Below are 16,999 nucleotides of genomic sequence, written 5' to 3' on the forward strand. Positions count from 1 at the left end.
GCAGAACCGCTACCTTCACTCGGTCGGGTGAGCACTTGAGGGATGTGGCCCGGGCCGTCGGAGTCACTCGGGTGCACTGCTGAGACGACCGTCGGCCGGGGCCGCCTTCCGGCACCGACGGCTCGTCGATGCCGAAGGGTGGACGTCGTGGCCGACCAGGTCCAGCGCACGGGGCGTGCTCCCGGGGTGCTCGACCCTGCCGTGGGTGCCGCCACCGTGCCGCCCTCGGCGAACGGGGTGGTCCTGCCCGACGCGCCCGCCCTCCTCTGCGACCCGAACGGCTTAGTGCTCCAGGCCAATCCGGCCGTCGCCCGGTTGGCGGGCACCACCCGGCCCGCCGAACTGGTCGGCGGACCGCTGTCGGAGCTGATCTCCGAAGCGGGCGAGTGCGCGGGCCTGCACCGCGCCGACGGCACCGAGCTGCCGGTGCGCGTCGTGCGCCTGCCGCAGCCGGGCACCGGCACCGAACTGGTGCTGCTGGTCGACGTCTCCGACCTCTCCGGCGCCGCGGACGCGCTGCGGGTCGAGGAGCGCAGGCTGAACGAGGTCCAGCGGGTCGCGGGCATCGCGTCCTGGGAGCTGGACCCGGCGACGGGCGAGACCTACTGGTCGCCCAACCACTTCGAGCTGTTCGGGCTGAAGCCGGGCGACGTGGTGCCCGGCGCGCAGGCCGTGCTCGACCGCGTGCACCCCGAGGACCAGGAGCTGGTCGCGACGTACTGGCGCGACCACCGGCTCTCGGGCGAGGAAATCGACATCGAGTACCGGATCGTCCGGCCGGACGGCGAGGTCCGGCGGATCCGCGGCGAGGCCGAGACCGTGCGCGACGAGCGCGGCGGCACCGTCCGGATCACCGGCTACATCCGGGACATCACCGACCAATGGCGCGTGGAGAACGAACTGGCCGAGGAGAAGGCGCGATTGCTGGAAGCCCAGCGGATCGCCAGGATGGGCAGTTGGACCTACGAGGTGGAGTCGGCCGACGTCCGCCGCAGCGAGGTGATGGTCGAGCTCTTCCGGGAAGTCGGCAACGAGCCGGGGGACCTGCTCTCCGGTGTGCACCCCGACGACCGGGAGAAGATGGCCGCGCTGCAGATGCGGCTGCTGCACGCCGAGCACGGGGAGACCGCCGAGGTCGAGTTCCGCGGCGAGCTGGCCGACAAGATCTACAACTGCCGGGTGCGCGCCGAGCACGGCGACAACGGCAAGGTGCGGCGGTTGCAGGCCACCGTCCAGGACGTGACCTCGCTCCGGGCGCTGGAACGGCAGCTGCGGCACGAGCGCAGGCGGCTGGACGACGCGCAGCGGGTGGCCCGGCTCGGCACCTGGGAGTGGGACTCCACCACCGACCAGATGGCGTGGTCGGACATGCTCAAGGAACTGGTCGGCGTGCCGGTCGGCGAGCACATCACCTTCGAGGACTTCTTCGACCTCATCCACCCGGAGGACCGGCCGTGGGTGGAGGAGCTGTGGCAGCAGATCCGCGTCGAGGCGCAGCCCTTCGAATGCGAGCACCGGCTGGTCCGCCGCGACGGCGTGCAGCGGGTGTTCCGCTGCTACGGCGCCCCGGTCAGCGGTCCCGGTGAACCGCTGCTGCTGGTGGGCACCGCGCAGGACGTCACCGAGCAGCGGGTGACGGAGACCCGGATGGAGCGCTCCAGCCAGCGCTTCGCCGACCTCGTCTCGGTCACCCCGGTCGGCATCGGGATCTTCGACGACGGCGAGCGGCTGGTCGACGCCAACGACGCGCTGTGCGAGCTGCTGGGCTACGAGCTGGACCAGATGCGCGGTATGACCGCCGAGCAGCTGGCGCACCCGGAGGAACCCGCGCAGCACCTGCGCATGGCGGACAAGGCCGTCGACGACGAGCAGAACAGCTACAAGATCCCGCAGCGGTTGTTGCAGCGCTCCGACGGTGAGCCGGTCTACTGCGAGCTGCACGTGGCGTTGTCGGTGCAGGACGACGGGCGGCGGTTCTGGCTCGTGGTGTTCCAGGACATCACCGAGCGGCGGCGCACCGCGGAAGCCCTGAAGCACCAGGCGACCCACGACGACCTCACCGGTCTGCCGAACCGCACGGCGGTGAAGGAACTGCTCGCGGAGTTGCTCCAGCAGGACGAGCCGACCCGCGTCGCCGTGCTGTTCTGCGATATCGACAACTTCAAGCGGGTAAACGATTCCCTGGGCCACGACGCGGGCGACGAGCTGTTGGTGGTGCTCGCGCGGCGGCTGGAAGGCGGCCTGCCCAAGGGCTGCACCGCGGCCCGGCTCTCCGGCGACGAGTACGTGATCATCTGCGCCGACATCGAGGCGGTCGGCGGCGTGGATGCCTTGGCCACCAAGGTCTCCAGCCTGCTGCGGACGGTGGTCCCTGTGCACGGCCAGCTGGTGCGGGTCTCGGCGTCGATCGGCGCGGCGATCCCGAACGGCGCCCGCGCGACAGGGGACGACCTGCTGCGCTTCGCCGACGCGGCGATGTTCGAGGCGAAGCGCCGCGGTGCCGGGCGGGTTTCCCTTGCCAGCGCGGCGTTGATGGCTTCGGCGGACTGGCAGGTGCACCTGGAGGGCCAGCTGCGCGAGGCGCTCAACCGCGATGGACTCGTGCTGCACTACCAGCCCGTCGTGGGGCCGGATGGTCGCGTGGTGACGGCGGAAGCCCTTGTGCGGTGGCCACATCCGGACCGCGGGCTGCTCTCGCCGGACGTGTTCCTGCCCGTGGCGGAGCAGGGCGACCTGATGAAGGAACTCGACCGCTGGGTGCTGCGGACGGCGCTGAAGGAGGCCTCGGCCTGGCCGGAGCCGGACGGGCGCCCGGTCGCGGTGGCGGTGAACCTCGGCGGCCTGCTGCCGGGCGATCCGGACTTCGTCGACATCGTCGCGACGGCGGTGGCGGAGAGCGGGATCGCCTGGGACCGCGTGGTCCTGGAGCTGGTGGAGACCAGCCTGGTGGACCTGCCCTCGCGGACCCGGCAGGCGATGGCGGAGCTGGTGGAGCGGGGCGTGCGCTTCGCCGTCGACGACTTCGGCACCGGCTACTCGTCCCTGGCCCGGCTCAAGGACCTGCCCGCGCAGATCATCAAGGTGGACCGGCGCTTCGTCTCCGGGGTCGGCAAGGACCCGTCGGACTTCGCCGTGGCGCAGGCCGTGGTGGACATGGCGCGCGCGATGGGGCGCAGTTGCGTTGCGGAGGGCGTGGAGACCGCGATGCAGTTCCACATCCTCCAAGGCGTCGGTGTGGACGCCTACCAAGGCTGGCTGTTCTCGCGCGCCGTGCCGCCCCGGGAGTTCCGCGCGGTGCTCTCGCTCGGCCCGCTGCACGTCCCCCGCGCCGGCTGACCCGCACTCCGCCGCGGTCGCCGTCGCCCGTTTCGTACTCATAGCCGCGTATGGGAGCGCTCTATTTCCCGCTAAGAGTACGAAACGGAAAAGGTCTGGACCAATGAGGCGAGGGTTAGGAGAGGTCGGCGGCGGAGGCGGTGATCGCGTCGAGCAGTGGTGCGATGCGGTGCCTGGGGATGTCGATCAGGCGGATGTCCAGGTCCGTCGGGACGGGGGCCGCCTCGGTGATCAGGTCGCGGGCGGCGTTGCGGGTCAGAGTGATCCCGCTCGCCTTCGCGGTGGCGATCAAGCCTTCGCGCCACAGGTTGCCGACCTTGCCGTGCGCGCGGTCGAGGACGTGCCGGGCCAGCCGCTCGCCCGCGTCGAGGCGGGTCGCCGGGATCTGCTCGGCCACCACCACGGCCGAGCGGTCGTCGGGATTGCTGCGGAGGAACCGCAAGCGGTACTTGTGCCGCAACGCTGCGGTGAGCGCGCGTTGGCCCGCCTGGTTCGACAGGTCCAAGTGGTTGTTGGCCACGAGCACCGCCACGCGCGGCGCGGATGCGGCGAGCAGCACCCGCAGCAGCCACGGGCCCGGGTCACCAGTCGCGTTGATCGCGACCGCGGTGTCCTCGGCGGCGTTGAGCGGGCGGTCCCACGCCGGACCCCGGACCTCGTCGACCTTGAGCCGACCGTCGGCGGAAGCTATGGCGCACAAGGCTTCCAGCTGCGTTGAAGCGGTTTTCTCTTGCGCCTCAACCGATTGCGGGCCGTGCGTGTAGATCGCGGTGTTCGCCGGTCGGTCGAGGAGCTTGCGCGTCTTGGACGTCGTGCGCAGCACGTACAGCTCGCTCGCGCTGCCGACCGCCTGCGCGCCGTGGTAGCGGTTGAAGCGCGGCAGGATCGCCTCGAACAGCACGCCGAGCTGCATGATCTCCTGCTGCACCTTCAGCCCGAGCGTGGGATTGCGCTCGCTGAAGCCGTAGGCCAGCAGGATGCGCCCCATGTCCACATCGCGCAGGCACGACGCGGCGCGCGCCACGAAGAGGCCGATTCCCTCTGGCGTGTAAGGAGGATCGGTGAACACGAGATCGGCCCAGCCCTGCGCGGCCGGGGGCAGGCCGAAGCGGAAGTCCGCGTGCACGCAGCGGATGTTGAAGCCGCGCTCGGCCGCGCGGTTGTCGATGAACTCCAGCACGCGCTCGTCCAGGTCGACGACGAGCACCTCGAGATCGGGGCGCACCGCGCACACCGCGAGCGAGGTGAGGTCGTGGTCGCCGAGGCAGAGCAGCCGGGCCCCGGACAGGGTGTACTGCTCGTCGAGCCACATCGCGCGTCGCAGCATCGTTTGCGCGGTCGCGGCGACGTGGTCCAGCGCGGGCATCGGCGCGGGCACGGCGTGGATGTCCTGCTTGATCCGCGTGACCATCTCCTCGTGCGTCCGCGCGGCGACTTCGAGCGGATCGGTGTAGTTCAGGGCATTGCCCAACTCCAGCCCCAGATCGAGGTGCTCCCGGTACACCGTGGTGCGCCACGGGCGGATGCGGTAGCGGTCGCCCTCGCGCTCGACGTCCGGCTCCATGGCGGCGAGCAGTTCCTCGACGGTGCGGCGCGGGACGGCGGGCTGGCGCACGAGCTCGGCCAGCGACTGCCAGCCGGATGTGAGCAGCGCCACGACGATCCGCAGCCTGCGGCCGTGCACTCCGTGCTCGGCGAGGAGCGCTGATACCCGCTGCACGGGGTCATCGGTGGTCACAAACTGTTGACCTTAGACGTATCGGTCGCGCGTCCGCCTCGCCCCTGTCAGTCGATCGGACTAAGGTCGAACGTCGGCGACGGCTGATGCTCACAACGGCACATCAGTCGTCGCCGACATACGGGCGGCCGGCAAGGGGCCGTCACGACCACAAGGGGGCTCGGATGATCGAGTTCCAGGCCGTGACCAAGCGCTTCGACGACGGCACCACAGCCGTCGACAACCTCGACATGGTCGTCGAAGCCGGGACAATCACCGTTTTTGTCGGGCCGTCGGGGTGTGGCAAGACGACTTCACTGCGGATGGTGAACCGCATGATCGAGCCGACCTCCGGCACCGTGCTGGTGGACGGCGAGGACATTCGAAAATCGAATCCGGCGCTGCTGCGAAGGCGAATCGGATACGTCATCCAGCAGGCCGGGCTGTTCCCGCACCGCACGGTGCTGGACAACGTCGCGACCGTGCCGCTGCTGTCCGGCTGGACGCGGCGCAAGGCGCGGGCGCGCGCGGCGGAACTGCTGGAGACAGTCGGGCTGGACGCCGCCATGGGCAAGCGCTACCCGTCGCAGCTCTCCGGTGGCCAGCAGCAGCGGGTGGGCGTGGCCCGCGCGCTCGCCGCGGACCCGCCGGTGCTGCTGATGGACGAACCCTTCAGCGCGGTCGATCCCGTTGTGCGGGAAGGACTCCAGGACGAGCTGCTGCGGTTGCAGGCGGACCTGGACAAGACCATCGTCTTCGTCACCCACGACATCGACGAGGCGGTCCGGATCGGCGAGAAGGTCGCGGTGTTCCGCAAGGGCGGCGTGCTGGCGCAGTACGCGGCGCCCGCGGAGCTGCTGTCCAACCCGGCGGACGACTTCGTGTCCTCCTTCGTCGGCAAGGACCGCGGCTACCGGGGGCTGTCCTTCCTCCAGGCCGACGGCATCCAGCTCGGTGGGGTCAGCACGATGGGCCTCCACGGTGAACACCTGTCCGGGGAACGACCGTCCACTGTGGGCGGTCCGGACTGGACGCTGGTGCTCGACGACGACGGCCGCCCCCGTGGCTGGCTCCCGCCGGGCGTGGTCATCCAGGGCGAGCCCGCCGAGGAGGACCTGCGCCCCGGTGGTTCGCTGTACACGGAGGGAACCGCGCTGCGCGGGGCACTGGACGCCGCGCTGTCGTCGCCGTCCGGCCTCGGGGTCGTGGTGGACGACGCCGGTCGCTACACCGGGGTCGTCACAGCGCAGCAGGTGATCGACCTGATCGAGGAGCGGCGGAAGGACGCCGCCTGATGTTCGACGACCTCTCGCGGTACCTGAGCAGCACGAGCAACCAGGAACTGGTGCTCACCCAACTCCTGCAACACATCTACCTCTCCCTGCTGCCACTGGTGATCGGGCTCGCGCTGGCCATCCCGCTGGGCTGGCTGGCGCACCGCTACCGCGCGGCGAGCGGCGTGGTGTTCGGTGTCTCCAACGCCGTCTACACGGTTCCGTCGCTCGCGCTGTTCGTGGTGATCCCGGTGGTGCTCGGCACGCAGATCCTGGACAGCCTCAACGTCGTGGTGGCGCTGACCATCTACACCACGGCGCTGCTCGTCCGGCCGGTCTGCGACGCGCTGGACGCGGTGCCCTTCCACGTGGTCGCCGCCGCGACCGCGATGGGCTACCGGCCGGTGCGGCGCTTCGTCACCGTCGAGCTGCCGCTGTCGGTCCCGGTGCTCTCCGCCGGGGTCCGGGTGGCGTCGGTGAGCAACATCAGCCTGGTCAGCGTCGGCGCGCTGATCGGCACCGGCGGGCTCGGCGTGCTGTTCACCAGCGGCTTCCAGATCAGCTACACCGCGCCGATCATCGTCGGCATCGTGCTCACCCTGGTGCTGGCGCTGGTGGTGGACCTGATCCTGGTCGGGCTGCGCCGGGCGCTGACCCCCTGGCTGCGCGCGGGAGGCACCACATGATCCTCCAGGAGCTGTTCGGCTGGTTCGGCGATCCCGCGCACTGGCAGGGCCCGGACGGGGTGCCGAACCGGATGCTGGAGCACCTCGGCTACACGCTGCTCTCGGTGTTCGGCGCCGCCGCCATCGCGATCCCGCTCGGCCTGTACGTGGGCCACAGCGGCCGGGGCGGCGTCGTGCTGGTCGGGCTGAGCAACGCGATGCGGGCGCTGCCGACGCTGGGCCTGGTGACCTTCCTGTTCCTGATCGCGGGCGGCAGCGAGGCGGGCACCATCGTCGGCCTCATCGTGCTCGCGGTGCCGCCGATCCTGGCGGGCACGTACTCCGGCGTGCAGGACACCGACCGCGGCGTGGTGGACGCCGCCCGCGGCATGGGGATGACCGGCTGGCAGCGGCTGTGGCAGGTGGAGGTGCCCAACGCGCTGCCGCTGCTGATGGGCGGGCTGCGCAACGCGGCCCTGCAGGTGGTGGCGACCGCCTCGGTCGCCGCGTACGTGGGGCTCGGCGGCCTCGGCAGGCTGCTGCTCGACGGGCTCCGGGTGATCGACTACTCGAAGGTGCTGGCCGGAGCGCTGTTCATCGCGCTGCTCGCGGTGCTGCTGGACCTGGTGCTCGCCGGGTTGCAGCGGATCATCGTGCCGCGCGGGCTCCGGGTGGCCGCGGCCGCGGTCGCGGGGCGGCCCAAAGCAAGATCCTCAGGAAGGACTGAGTCATGAAGCGCACCATGGCGGTCGTGGCGGCCGCCGCCCTCGTGCTCACCGGGTGCGGTGGCGATCCGCTCAAGGGCGGAGGCGGCGCGGCTGGTGGCCAGATCGTCATCGGCTCGGCGGACTTCTCCGAGAGCGAACTGCTGATGCACATCTACGCGGGCGCGCTGACCAACGCCGGCGTGCAGGTCACCACCAAGCCGCGCGTCGGCTCGCGCGAGGTCCTGGTGAAGGCGTTGCAGGACAAGTCGCTCGCCGTGGTGCCGGAGTACAGCGGGAACCTGTTGCAGTACTTCGACAAGCAGAACCCCGCGGCGCAGCCGGACGAGGTCGTGGCGGCGCTGAAGCAGAAGGTGCCCGGTGGTCTTGAGGTGCTGGAGAAGGCCGCGGCCGAGGACTCCGACGCGCTCGTGGTGTCCAAGGACCTCGCCAACCAGGGGATCAGGTCGATCGCCGACCTCGGGCCGAAGTGCTCGCAGTACGTGCTCGGCGCGGCGGGGGAGTGGAAGGACCGCTGGCCCGCCAAGATCGCCCAGCTCTACGGCTGCACCTTCAAGGAGATCAAGACCACCGACGCGGCGGGCCCGGTGACGGTGGAGGCGCTGAAGAGCGGCCAGGTGCAGGTGGCCAACCTGTTCACCACCGCATCGGCCATCAGCGCCAACGGTTTCGTGGCGCTGGAGGACCCGAAGCGGCTCTACCCGGCGCAGAACATCCTGCCGCTGATCCGCTCGGAAGCCTTGGACGCCAAGGGCAAGGCGGCGTTGAACAAGGTCTCGGCCGCGCTGACCACCGACAAGCTGGTGGCGCTCAACAAGCGCATCGAGATCGACAAGGAGACCGTTGCCGACGTCGCCAAGGAGTTCGTGACGCAGAACAAGCTCTGATCTTTCTGTTTCGGCGGGCATCCCTCACTGCTGGGGGTGCCCGCCGATGCGCGTCGTGAGGTCGGAGGCGACGCGGCGCACGGGCGCTGCCAGCTCCGGCCAGGTCTGCCCGCACTCGTCCTCGCAGATGTGGCGCAGCGTCAACCCGATCGCGGCGACCGGGCGTTGCCCGTGGTCGAAGACCGCCGCGGCCACGGACGCGAAGCCCGCGGTGACGTGGCCGTCCTCGACCGCCCAGCCGCGGCGGCGCTCCGCCCCGAGCAGCCTGCGCAGGCTCGGCAGGTCCTTCGGGCCTCGCCCGGTGCGGTCGAGGAAGCTGTGCTGATCCGGGAAGAGCGCGCGGACCTGGGCGGCGGGCAGCGCGGCCAGCATCGCCCTGCCGGAGGCGGGCAGGTGCGCGGGGAGCCGGACCCCGACGTCGGTGACCAGCGTCTGCGGACGCCTCGGTTGCTCCTTGAGCAGGTACAGGGCTTCGCCGCCGTGCAGTACGCCGAGCTGCGCGGTGAAGCCCGTTTCGTCCACCAGGCGGCGCAGCAGCGGGCGCGCGAGGCGTTCCAGCGGGTCGTGCCGGAGGTAGGCCGAGCCCAGTTCGAACGCCGCCACGCCGAGCCCGTAGCGGCGCTCCTCCGGCAGGTGCGTGACGAACCCGGCCTCGTGCAGTTCCGCGAGCAGGTGATACGTCGTCGACCTCGGCAACTTCAGCTCGCGCGCCAGTGCCGCCGCCGACACCGGCCCCGGACGGCTCGCCAGCGACTTCAACACCGCCAACCCCCTCCGCAACGCCGGCACATCACTGCTGGCCCCCACGCCCACCTCCTCCTTCCCACCCCGATCCACCCCATCCCCCAATCGGTACTCCGTGTTCCCTGAATGAGTCGTTCGGGGCGCTCAGTTCCCTGAACGACTCGTTCAGGGCGTAAACGCGGGGCGGAGTGTCTGGGGTTTCAGACAGTGTCACACGGTGCGGGGTTGGGGGCGGTGGCGCGAGCGGGTGTGATGGGGGCATGTCGCACGTTCCTGTCGGCTTGAAGCCGCTGTCCAGGGCGCAGGTGCTCGCCGTCGTCCGCGGCGGAGCGCCGGTGGAGATCACCGCGGAGGCCCGCGAGGCGGTCGCCGCGGCCCGCGCCCACATCGAGGCGCTGGCCGCCGCCGAGACCCCCACGTACGGGGTGTCCACCGGTTTCGGCGCGCTGGCCACCAAGCACATCCCGCTCGACCGCAGGGCCGCGTTGCAGCGGTCGCTGATCCGCTCGCACGCCGCGGGTGCTGGGCCGGAGGTGGAGGCCGAGGTCGTCCGGGGGCTGATGCTGCTGCGGTTGCGCACGCTCGCATCGGGGCACACCGGCGTTCGATTGTCCACTGTGGACGCATTGGCGGGGATGCTCAACGCGGGCATCACGCCGGTGGTGCACGAGTACGGCTCGCTCGGCTGCTCCGGCGACCTCGCCCCGCTGTCGTCGATCGCGCTCGCGCTCATGGGCGAGGGCCAGGTCCGTGACGGCGGAGGAGACCTGCGCGACGCTGCGGAGGCGCTGTACGAGGCCGGGCTCGAACCGCTCCAGCTCGCCGAGAAGGAGGGGCTGGCGCTGATCAACGGCACCGACGGCATGCTCGGCATGCTGGTCATGGCCTGCGCCGACCTCGCGGAGCTGCTCGACGTCGCCGACCTCACCGCCGCGATGAGCGTCGAAGCCCTGCTGGGCACCGACCGCGTCTTCGCGCCGGAGCTGCACGCCCTCCGCCCGCACCCCGGGCAGGCGTTGTCGGCTTCGCGGATGGCCGCGTTCCTCAAGGACTCGGGCATCGTCGCGAGCCACCGGGGCCCGGACTGCAACCGCGTCCAGGACGCGTACTCCCTGCGCTGCGCCCCGCAGGTGCACGGCGCGGCCCGCGACAGCCTCACGCACGCGGAAACCGTTGCGGAGCGCGAACTCGCGTCGGCGATCGACAACCCCGTTGTGCTGGCGGACGGCCGCGTCGAGTCCAACGGCAACTTCCACGGCGCCCCAGTGGCTTACGTGCTCGACTTCCTGGCGATCCCGCTCGCCGACGTCGCGAGCATGGCAGAGCGCCGCACCGACCGGATGCTCGACAAGGCGCGCTCGCACGGGCTGCCGCCGTTCCTCGCCGATGACCCCGGCGTCGACTCCGGCCACATGATCGCCCAGTACACGCAGGCCGCGGTCGTGTCCGAGCTCAAGCGCCTCGCGGTGCCCGCCTCGGTCGACTCCATTCCCAGCAGCGCCATGCAGGAAGACCACGTGTCCATGGGCTGGTCCGCCGCGCGCAAGCTGCGCAAGGCGATCGACGGGCTGCGCACCGTGCTGGCCATCGAGCTGCTGACCGCGGCGCGGGCCATCGACATGCGCGCCCCGTTGCAGCCCGGCCCGGCAGGCGCGGGAGTCCTTGCCCTGCTTCGTGAATCCGCGGGCGGTCCCGGCCCGGACCGCCACCTCGCACCCGAGATCGCCGCGGCCGAGGAGCTGATCCGCTCCGGTGCCGTACTTGCCCACCTTGAGTCCATTGTGGACGGGAGAAACCGGTGAACGCAGGACCTCGCCCCGTACGTGCCGCCCGGGGGACCGAACTGACCGCGCGCAGCTGGGCCACGGAGGCGCCGCTGCGCATGCTGCAGAACAACCTGGACCCGGAGGTCGCCGAGCGCCCGGACGACCTGGTCGTCTACGGCGGCACCGGAAAGGCCGTCCGCGACTGGAACTGCTTCGACGCGATCACCCGCGAGCTGCGGAACCTGGCCGAGGACGAGACCCTGCTCGTCCAGTCCGGCAAGCCGGTCGGCGTGCTGCGCACCCACGAATGGGCGCCGCGCGTGCTGATCGCGAACTCCAACCTGGTGGGGGACTGGGCCACCTGGCCGGAGTTCCGCAAGCTCGAAGCGCAGGGCCTGACCATGTACGGCCAGATGACCGCGGGCTCGTGGATTTACATTGGCACGCAAGGGATTCTCCAGGGGACCTACGAGACCTTCGCTGCTGTGGCGCAGAAGCGCTTCGGTGGCACGCTCGCCGGGACCCTGACCGTCACCGCCGGTCTCGGTGGCATGGGCGGCGCCCAGCCGCTCGCGGTCACGATGAACGAGGGCGTCGCGCTGGTCATCGAGGTCGACCGGGAGCGCGCTCGGCGCCGCGTCGAGACCCGCTACCTCGACGAGGTCGCCGACGACTTGGACGACGCGATTTCCCGTGTCCTGTCAGCGAAATCTTCTCGACGGGCGCTCTCGGTCGGCGTGATCGGCAATGCCGCCGAAGTGTTGCCGGAGCTGCTGCGCCGAGGCGTCGCGGTGGACGTGGTGACCGACCAGACCTCCGCGCACGATCCGTTGGCGTACCTGCCGAAGGGCGTCTCGGTGGAGGAGTGGGCCGACTACGCCGCCGCCAAGCCCGAGGAGTTCACCATGCGCGCCCGCGAGTCGATGGTCGAGCACGTGGCCGCGATGGTCGGGTTCCAGGACGCGGGCGCCGAGGTCTTCGACTACGGCAACTCCATCCGCGGTGAGGCGCAGCTCGGCGGCTACGAGCGGGCCTTCGACTTCCCCGGCTTCGTGCCCGCCTACATCCGCCCGCTGTTCTGCGAGGGCAAGGGCCCGTTCCGCTGGGCCGCGCTCTCCGGTGACCCGGAGGACATCGCCAAGACCGACCGCGCGATCCTGGAGCTGTTCCCGGAGAACGAGCAGCTCGCACGCTGGATCAAGATGGCGGGCGAACGCGTTGCCTTCCAAGGGCTTCCGTCGCGGATCTGCTGGCTCGGCTACGGTGAGCGGCACCTCGCGGGCCTGAAGTTCAACGAGATGGTGGCCTCCGGCGAGCTGTCCGCGCCGATCGTGATCGGCCGCGACCACCTCGACTGCGGTTCGGTGGCCTCCCCGTACCGCGAGACCGAGGCGATGGCGGACGGCTCGGACGCGATCGCCGACTGGCCGCTGCTGAACGCGCTGATCAACACCGCGTCCGGCGCGAGCTGGGTGTCCATCCACCACGGCGGCGGAGTGGGCATCGGCCGCTCCATCCACGCCGGTCAGGTAACCGTCGCCGACGGAACCGAGCTGGCCGCGCAGAAGCTGGAGCGCGTGCTGACAAACGACCCGGCGATGGGCGTTCTGCGCCACGTCGACGCGGGTTACGACCGTGCGGACGAGGTCGCTGCCGAGCGTGGCGTGACGATCCCGGTCGCCAAGTCATGACCGCTAGCTCCTTGTTGGGCGATATCGCTGATGTGGGGCGGGATCGGAGCCGTGGCGGCTATTCGCGGCACGGCTTCGACTCCGCCGAGCTGAGCCTGCGCGAGTGGTTCGTCGCCGAGGCGGTCGATCGCGGGCTCGACGTCACGTGCGACCGCAACGGGAATCTGTGGGCGTGGTGGGGGCCTCCCGGCCCTGACGCGATCATCACGGGCAGCCACTTGGACTCCGTGCCCGGTGGCGGTGCCTTTGACGGCCCGCTGGGTGTGGTGTCCGCCCTCGCTGCCGTGGATGCCATGCGCGCCAAGGGTTTCAAGCCGTCGAAACCGTTCGCGATCGTCGTGTTCGCGGAGGAGGAGGGCGGCCGATTCGGCGTTGCCTGCCTGGGCTCGCGGCTGATGTCCGGCGCGATCGACCCCTCTGTCGCTCTGAATCTGCGCGATCCTGACGGGGTTTCCTTCGCTGAAGCCGTTTCCGCCGCTGGGCTCGATCCCGCGCGCATGGGGCGGGATGCCGAGGCGCTGGCGAACATCGGGTGCTTCATCGAGCTGCACGTGGAGCAGGGGCGCGGGCTGATCGATCTCGGAGTGCCGGTCGGTGTGGCCAGTTCGATCTTGGCGCACGGACGTTGGCGGTTCAGCTTCACTGGCGAGGGAAACCACGCCGGTGCCACGCCCATCGATGATCGCCGCGATCCGATGCTGCCCGCATCGCAGTTGGTGCTCGCCGCTCGCGCGGCTGCGTCCGGTGTGGACGGTGCGCGAGCCACGATCGGCCGCATCCAGCCAATCCCGGGCGGCACCAACGTGATTGCGTCAACTGTGGACGTGTGGTTGGACGCGCGAGCGGCGACCGACGAGGTGACCCGCAACGTGGTCGCGGAGATCAAGGCGGCCGGGCTGTCCGCCGCCGAGGACGAAGGCTGCTCGCTCACGGTCACCGAAGAGTCCTACGGCGACACCGTGATCTTCGACCCCGCGCTCCGGGACCGCTTGGCGGAGCAGCTCGGCGGAGTTCCCGCGTTGCAAACGGGAGCGGGTCACGACGCGGGCATTCTCGCCGCGCACGTGCCCACCGCGATGCTGTTCGTCCGCAACCCCACTGGTGTCAGCCACGCGCCCGCCGAGCACGCTGAGCCGGACGACTGCGAGGCGGGTGTTGCCGCACTGGCAACGGTGCTCGAACACCATCTGTCCACTTAGGAGAGTGGTATGCGGTTCTGGTGCGAGTCCGCGTGGGTAGACGACGCGGTTGCCCGTGACGTCCTGGTGGAGGCGGCTGACGGGGTTATCGCCGCGGTGACGGTCGGCGCGCCTCGCGATGGCGCCGAAAGGCTTGGGGGACTTGTGCTCCCGGGCTTCGCCAACGCGCATTCGCACGCGTTCCACCGTGCACTTCGCGGCCGGACGCATGGGGACGGCGGGACTTTCTGGACCTGGCGGACCGGGATGTACGCATTGGCCCAGCGACTCGAACCAGACAGCTACTTGGCGCTCGCCCGCGCCGCGTACGCCGAGATGGCCATTGCCGGTGTTACGTGCGTTGGCGAGTTCCACTACCTCCATCACGCGACGGGCGGTCGTGCGTACGCGGATCCGAACGCGATGGGCGAGGCGCTTCGGCAGGCGGCGGCTGAGGCGGGCGTCCGGCTCACGCTGCTCGACACCTGTTACCTCGCAGGCGGTATCGGCGAGCCGCTGAACGAGACCCAACTGCGCTTCGGCGATACTTCCGCTTCGCAGTGGGCTTCGCGCGTGGCTGTGTTCAAAGAGGATGCGAATACCCGTGTGGGCGGCGCGATCCATTCCGTGCGCGCCGTTCCTCGTTCGTCCTTGGCAGAGGTCGCTGCGGGTGTGGCCGCCGATCGTCCGCTGCACGTCCACCTCTCCGAACAGCCAGCGGAGAACGTCGCATGCCAAGCCGCATACGGTTTGACACCAACGGAATTGCTGCACGATGCCGGTGTACTGTCGCCGCGAACTGTTGCCGTGCACGCAACGCACCTGACGGCCCACGACATCAAGCTGTTGGGGGGCACGGGAACTGGCGCGTGCTTCTGTCCCACAACGGAAGCGGATCTCGCTGACGGGATCGGTCCCGCGCGCGAGCTGGTCGACGCGGGAAGTCCGCTCAGCCTCGGCAGCGACCAGCACGCGGTGGTCGATCCGATTCTTGAGGCCCGCGCGTTGGAGCACGGCGAGCGGCTGCGCACCGGCTCGCGCGGACGCTTCACCTTGGCGGAGTTGATGACCGCATCGACCAGTGCGGGGCACGCAGCGCTGGGGTGGCCGTCAGCGGGGAAGATCGCGGTTGGTGCTCCGTGCGATCTCGTTCAGGTTCGGTTGGACAGCCCGCGCACCGCGGGATCGTTGCCCGAACAGACATTGCTCAGTGCTTCGTCGTCCGATGTGGACACCGTGATCAACTCTGGCGCTGTAGTGGCGCGAGGTGGTAGGCACGAGCGGTTGGGCGATGTTGGCAAGCTGTTGAAGGACGCGATCGAAGGGTTGTGGGCGTGAGCATCCTCATCACTGGCATCGGCGAGCTGACCACCAACGACGACGAACTGGGCTCACTTGCCGACGCGGCAATCGTTCTCGACGGCGAGCGCATTGCCTGGGTGGGCCTCGCATCCGAGGCTCCGGACGCGGACGAGCGCGTCGACGTCGGCGGTCGCGCCGTGCTGCCGGGATGGGTGGACAGCCACACCCACCTGCTCTTCGCGGGCGACCGCACCGCCGAATTTTCCGCGCGGATGGCTGGAAAGCCTTACCAGGCAGGCGGAATCGCTGTCACCGTCGAGGCGACCCGGGCGGCCTCCGATGACGAACTGCTGAAGAACCTCGTGCTCCACGTCGGTGAAGCTCGACGTCAGGGCACGACCACCATCGAGACCAAGACCGGCTACGGCCTGACCGTCGCCGATGAGGTCCGCGCCGCCCGCATCGCCGCGTCAGTAGCCGATGAGGTCACCTTCCTCGGCGCCCACCTGGTGCCACCAGGCTCCGATGCTGAGTCCTATGTGGAACTGGTTCGCGGCGAAATGCTCAGTGCGGTAACGCCTTTCGTGCGCTGGGCCGACGTCTTCTGCGAAACCGGCGCGTTCGACGAGGCCCAGTCCCGCGCTGTCCTGAAGGCTGCTCAGGAGGCAGGTCTGGGGCTGCGCGTGCACGGCAACCAGCTCGGTCCTGGCCCGGGTGTGCGCCTAGCAGTGGAACTCGGCGCCGCGAGCGTGGACCATTGCACGCACCTCACACCGTCCGATGTGGACTCTCTGGCGAACTCCGACACGGTCGCGACGCTGCTGCCCGCGTGCGATCTCTCCACCCGCCAGCCGCTTCCCGACGCTCGCGCCTTGCTCGACGCCGGAGCCACCGTCGCTTTGGCTTCCAACTGCAACCCGGGCTCGTCCTACACGTCGTCCATGGCGTTTTGCGTTGCCACCGCTGTACTTCAGATGCACATGAGCGTCGATGAGGCCGTCCGCGCCGCGACCTGGGGCGGCGCCCGCGCACTCCGCCGCGAGACCGGAGACGGCGCCGTCGGCGTGATCCGCGTCGGCGCGCGAGCCGACCTGCACGTGCTCGACGCGCCCTCCACCACACACCTCGCCTACCGCCCCGGAGTCCCCCTCACCCACTCCGTCTACCGCAAGGGCACCCGCCTCTGACCGAGGTTGGGCAGTCTTCAAGTACCACGAACCCCACCCCCACCGATCGCTAACCGCAGCAAACCCAGCCCGCCACCGAGGGTTTGCTGCGGTTAGCGACTTCTGGGAGCTAGGTGCGGCGTACTTGAAGACCGGCGAACCGCGTCGTTCACTCGGTTGGTGCGGCGGGGCGCTCAATGGTCTCCCCGTCATCTGCGAACGAGGTGTGTAGGCGGTTGGCGATGCGTTGAGGCGTGGGTCTGGTGGTCTTGAAGACGCACCAACCCCGGTGGGTCAGTCGTCGAGGTCGTCCTCGTCGTCGCGGGCGAGGAAGGTGGCCAGGCGCTCGATCGGGGTCTCGAAGTCCGGGTTGAGGTCGACGAACGCCCGCAGGCGGTCGGCCAGCCAGGCGAGGGTGACCTCCTCCTCGCCGCGCCGCTGCTCCAGCTCCTCGATGCCGCGGTCGGTGAAGTACAACGCAACTCCCTGCGAAGAGAACGGGACAGGAGACGGCCGAGCCGCCGGGCCCTGAGGACCCGGCGGCTCGG

13 protein-coding genes are annotated in these 16,999 nt (G+C 70.1%); 10 read left to right on the forward strand and 3 right to left on the reverse strand.

What is annotated here, in order from left to right; genetic code table 11:
* Window positions 1–147 precede the first annotated feature (147 nt).
* On the forward strand, window positions 148–3,336 hold the full coding sequence (locus NLX83_RS14975; RefSeq protein ID WP_254235441.1) for a bifunctional diguanylate cyclase/phosphodiesterase: 3,189 nt from the start codon (window positions 148–150) through the stop codon (window positions 3,334–3,336).
* A 115-nt stretch (window positions 3,337–3,451) separates the two neighbouring features.
* On the opposite strand, the gene NLX83_RS14980 is transcribed toward NLX83_RS14975, so the two are convergent.
* Window positions 3,452–5,074 (reverse strand): bis-aminopropyl spermidine synthase family protein, encoded by a 1,623-nt coding sequence (locus NLX83_RS14980; RefSeq protein WP_254235442.1) that lies wholly within the window; start codon window positions 5,072–5,074, stop codon window positions 3,452–3,454.
* A gap of 164 nt (window positions 5,075–5,238) precedes the next feature.
* Between NLX83_RS14980 and NLX83_RS14985 the strand changes: the two genes are divergently transcribed.
* From NLX83_RS14985 to NLX83_RS15000, 4 genes are read left to right on the forward strand one after another with little or no spacing between them, the layout of a single operon-like run.
* Window positions 5,239–6,348, forward strand: a complete 1,110-nt coding sequence (locus tag NLX83_RS14985) for an ABC transporter ATP-binding protein (RefSeq protein WP_254235443.1) — start codon at window positions 5,239–5,241, stop codon at window positions 6,346–6,348.
* Complete coding sequence (locus NLX83_RS14990; RefSeq protein WP_254235444.1) at window positions 6,348–7,013, forward strand: ABC transporter permease; 666 nt, start codon at window positions 6,348–6,350, stop codon at window positions 7,011–7,013. Before NLX83_RS14985 ends, NLX83_RS14990 begins: the two co-directional genes overlap by 1 nt.
* Entirely contained in the window at window positions 7,010–7,726 is a 717-nt protein-coding gene (locus NLX83_RS14995) for an ABC transporter permease (protein ID WP_256563087.1), read from the forward strand. Before NLX83_RS14990 ends, NLX83_RS14995 begins: the two co-directional genes overlap by 4 nt.
* Window positions 7,723–8,604 carry an ABC transporter substrate-binding protein gene (locus NLX83_RS15000; RefSeq protein ID WP_254235445.1) on the forward strand — a complete coding sequence of 294 codons (882 nt, stop codon included), beginning with the start codon at window positions 7,723–7,725 and terminating at the stop codon, window positions 8,602–8,604. The genes NLX83_RS14995 and NLX83_RS15000 overlap by 4 nt, the downstream gene beginning before the upstream one ends.
* Window positions 8,605–8,628: 24 nt before the next feature.
* Here the strand turns inward: NLX83_RS15000 and NLX83_RS15005 are convergent, their stop codons facing one another.
* A complete protein-coding gene (locus NLX83_RS15005; protein ID WP_254235446.1) occupies window positions 8,629–9,411 on the reverse strand; it encodes an IclR family transcriptional regulator in 783 nt (260 codons plus the stop codon).
* A gap of 197 nt (window positions 9,412–9,608) precedes the next feature.
* Between NLX83_RS15005 and hutH the strand changes: the two genes are divergently transcribed.
* From hutH to hutI, 5 genes are read left to right on the forward strand one after another with little or no spacing between them, the layout of a single operon-like run.
* Window positions 9,609–11,150 carry a histidine ammonia-lyase gene (hutH, locus tag NLX83_RS15010; protein ID WP_254235447.1) on the forward strand — a complete coding sequence of 514 codons (1,542 nt, stop codon included), beginning with the start codon at window positions 9,609–9,611 and terminating at the stop codon, window positions 11,148–11,150.
* On the forward strand, window positions 11,147–12,805 hold the full coding sequence (gene hutU, locus NLX83_RS15015; RefSeq protein ID WP_254235448.1) for a urocanate hydratase: 1,659 nt from the start codon (window positions 11,147–11,149) through the stop codon (window positions 12,803–12,805). Before hutH ends, hutU begins: the two co-directional genes overlap by 4 nt.
* Window positions 12,802–14,004: an allantoate amidohydrolase gene (locus tag NLX83_RS15020; RefSeq protein WP_254235449.1), complete on the forward strand. Its 1,203-nt coding sequence runs from the start codon at window positions 12,802–12,804 to the stop codon at window positions 14,002–14,004. The genes hutU and NLX83_RS15020 overlap by 4 nt, the downstream gene beginning before the upstream one ends.
* Window positions 14,005–14,013: 9 nt before the next feature.
* A complete protein-coding gene (locus NLX83_RS15025) occupies window positions 14,014–15,321 on the forward strand; it encodes a formimidoylglutamate deiminase (RefSeq protein WP_254235450.1) in 1,308 nt (435 codons plus the stop codon).
* Window positions 15,318–16,472: an imidazolonepropionase gene (gene hutI / locus NLX83_RS15030; protein WP_254235451.1), complete on the forward strand. Its 1,155-nt coding sequence runs from the start codon at window positions 15,318–15,320 to the stop codon at window positions 16,470–16,472. Before NLX83_RS15025 ends, hutI begins: the two co-directional genes overlap by 4 nt.
* Before the next feature lie 273 nt (window positions 16,473–16,745).
* On the opposite strand, the gene NLX83_RS15035 is transcribed toward hutI, so the two are convergent.
* Window positions 16,746–16,928: a DUF6104 family protein gene (locus NLX83_RS15035; protein ID WP_030426748.1), complete on the reverse strand. Its 183-nt coding sequence runs from the start codon at window positions 16,926–16,928 to the stop codon at window positions 16,746–16,748.
* Between the last annotated feature and the right edge of the window lie 71 nt (window positions 16,929–16,999).

Origin of the sequence: Allokutzneria sp. A3M-2-11 16, assembly GCF_024213555.1 — a bacterium.
In the GTDB taxonomy this organism is placed as follows: Bacteria; Actinomycetota; Actinomycetes; order Mycobacteriales; family Pseudonocardiaceae; genus Allokutzneria.

What these genes read in the sequence shown, in the direction of transcription:
- NLX83_RS14985 (WP_254235443.1), top strand. Translation starts at nt 5,239, where the DNA reads ATGATCGAGTTCCAGGCCGTGACCAAGCGCTTCGACGACGGCACCACA.
- NLX83_RS14990 (WP_254235444.1), top strand. Translation starts at nt 6,348, where the DNA reads ATGTTCGACGACCTCTCGCGGTACCTGAGCAGCACGAGCAACCAGGAA.
- NLX83_RS14995 (WP_256563087.1), top strand. Translation starts at nt 7,010, where the DNA reads ATGATCCTCCAGGAGCTGTTCGGCTGGTTCGGCGATCCCGCGCACTGG.
- NLX83_RS15000 (WP_254235445.1), top strand. Translation starts at nt 7,723, where the DNA reads ATGAAGCGCACCATGGCGGTCGTGGCGGCCGCCGCCCTCGTGCTCACC.
- hutH (WP_254235447.1), top strand. Translation starts at nt 9,609, where the DNA reads ATGTCGCACGTTCCTGTCGGCTTGAAGCCGCTGTCCAGGGCGCAGGTG.
- NLX83_RS15020 (WP_254235449.1), top strand. Translation starts at nt 12,802, where the DNA reads ATGACCGCTAGCTCCTTGTTGGGCGATATCGCTGATGTGGGGCGGGAT.
- NLX83_RS15025 (WP_254235450.1), top strand. Translation starts at nt 14,014, where the DNA reads ATGCGGTTCTGGTGCGAGTCCGCGTGGGTAGACGACGCGGTTGCCCGT.